This is a genomic window from Capnocytophaga canis (genome assembly GCF_000827555.1).
GTDB lineage: Bacteria > Bacteroidota > Bacteroidia > Flavobacteriales > Flavobacteriaceae > Capnocytophaga > Capnocytophaga canis.
The window spans coordinates 1-2,310 of record NZ_CDOI01000039.1; the positions used below are offsets into that span (position 1 = coordinate 1).

The 2,310-nt window shown below is 38.1% G+C and carries 3 protein-coding genes; all 3 read left to right on the top strand.

What is annotated here, in order from left to right:
- A partial coding sequence (locus CCAND38_RS01645; protein WP_042343321.1) for a hypothetical protein occupies positions 1 to 197 on the top strand: 197 nt, incomplete at its 5' end.
- Positions 198 to 528: 331 nt separating this feature from the next.
- Complete coding sequence (locus CCAND38_RS01650; protein WP_042343323.1) at positions 529 to 1,275, top strand: DUF6261 family protein; 747 nt, start codon at positions 529 to 531, stop codon at positions 1,273 to 1,275.
- Positions 1,276 to 1,761: 486 nt separating this feature from the next.
- Positions 1,762 to 2,310, top strand: a 549-nt coding sequence (locus CCAND38_RS01655) for a TolC family protein (protein ID WP_042343324.1), incomplete at its 3' end; no start/stop codon positions are given.

Below are 2,310 nucleotides of genomic sequence, written 5' to 3' on the forward strand. Positions count from 1 at the left end.
TACTACCTTTAGTATTTGCCGGTGGCGTGGGGGCAGCAGGTAACCGATCGGTAGCCACAGGTGCGGTAACAGGGCTTTTGTTGGGTACATTCATTGGGCTGATTGTCATTCCGGTACTTTTCGTGGTTTTCCAACACCTACAAGAAAAAATAGTAGGGATTAAATCCGTAGAAAAACAACACGAAAGCCAAGCGTAAAACAGATTTATATCGGTACGAACTACCATACAGACACAAAACAACACCTCATACGTTCTTTAAAATACTGTTTATTGGGCTTATTGGGCAGATTTTAAAAACATAAAAACAGCCTTAGTTAGCACTTATAAAAGAATAGTTCAAGCAAAAACCATAGTTACTTAAACAGAAGCTAAATCATTTTATAACAAAACGTTAAAAACGAGTAGCTACTCAAAATTTAACTTTTCGTTAATGCTAAGCAATCGTTTTTTGAGCTAAATTTGTAACACCTTCCAACTCAAATACACGGAAGGCAAAGTATATTTAACTATTTTAAAAACGCATAACTATGGAAATGATTTTAAAAATTAAGGAGGTAAACCTTGGAAAATTCAACAACGCAGAGTACACTCAGTTTTTAAGTTTTACTAAGGAATTGATTGAAAAGGCAGGTTTGGAACAGCTTGGCATAGCCGACACCGCTTTTGAGCAATTTAAAAGCAACATTGAACTGCTTACCGATGCCGCTCATCAGAGTCGCATCAGTAGTGAAACCAAAGAGCTTTCAGAGATTGATAAGCAACGTAATGAAATCATCGCATTTTTGCTAATGAATTTCCGTTCGGAACTGAAAAACCCCATTGAAAAACGGCGTAAAGCAGGTACCGAACTCTACAATGCTACCAAACCTTACAGCAAAATTAAGAGTTTGCCTATCCGACAGAAGACACAAAACATTGAGGGCTTAATTACGGACCTTACCAAAGAGGCAAACTTACCTCACTTGAATACTTTAGGGATTAAAGAAGCCGTTGAAAAACTAAACGCTCTGAATGTCAAGTACAAAAAACTACTTGCCAATCGGGCTGATAGCCAAATTTCAGTTCCTCAAATCCGTATTGGGCAATTGCGTAAGGAAACCAATCAGATTTATGATTACCTCATCACCAAGGCTTTTGTCAGTTCGGTAGCTTCGCCATCGGAAGAAAACAAAACGTTTGTGCATTCCATAAACAAACTCATTACCGATACCACCATCGCCTACAAGCTACGGCAAGGACAAAAGGTGCGTAAAGACGGAATGAATACCAATTAAAAGCCACTGAAAATTCAGGAGAATAACAAAGTGATGCTTTTTTCAATACGCTTGCTTTTACTTATGTAGCGAATTTTTATGCTTCATCTTCCAATATGCTGTAATGGACTTACAGCATATTTTGTTTTTGTGATTTTAAACCCCAAATGCGGTTAAAAATAATTTCTATTGTTTGCCCCACTACCCTACCCTAAGCCCTAAAAAACAATATTTTAGAAATGTTAGAAACCATTTGCTTTTATAAAAGTTTCGATTTTACTCAACTTAACAACACCTTTGTCACGCTGAGCGAAGTCAAAGCCTTATAAAACCTATTGAATAATTTTGAATTACAAGGGTTAAAAACATCTTCCGTCCTACGGACACCTCCTTCAAAGGAAGATTTAAGGAAGTGAGAAATTACAAAATTCCTCCTTTCAAGAGAATTAGGAAGATGTAAAACCCATAAATATTAAAAAAATATCGTATTTAATACTATTTAGCCTTATGAAACAACAAATAAAAAAGGGGATAATTGCCTTAGGAGGGCTTCTCATTTTGGCTTCGTGTGCCGGTAGAAAACCCTACATACGTACCGAATTGCCTACAGAAAACCTTTATCGTACCGACCAACTACCCACCGATAGCATCAGTACCGGTAGCGTATCGTGGCGAACTATCTTCACCGATGACAAACTGCAAGGCTACATTGAACAAGCCCTTGAAAATAATTTGGACATACGCATAGCGTGGCAAAATATGGAGAAATCAAAAGCACAATTGCTACAAAGTAAATATGCTTTTCTGCCTACTTTAAGTCTGAATCCAAGTTACACCTATACAAGTCCTTCTTTAAACACCCCCTCAGGAAACTTTTCAGGGGAAAGAACCCACCTGCGTCAATGGGATTTGACAGCTACCACGGCGTGGGAAGCCGATGTTTGGGGAAAAATCAATGCCCAAAAGAAAGCCAATTACGCAGGAACATTATCAAGTATTGCTTCGCACCAAGCCATACAATCGGAAGTGGTAGCTACATTGGCTACGGCTTACTAT

What these genes read in the sequence shown, in the direction of transcription:
- CCAND38_RS01650 (WP_042343323.1), top strand. Translation starts at nt 529, where the DNA reads ATGGAAATGATTTTAAAAATTAAGGAGGTAAACCTTGGAAAATTCAAC.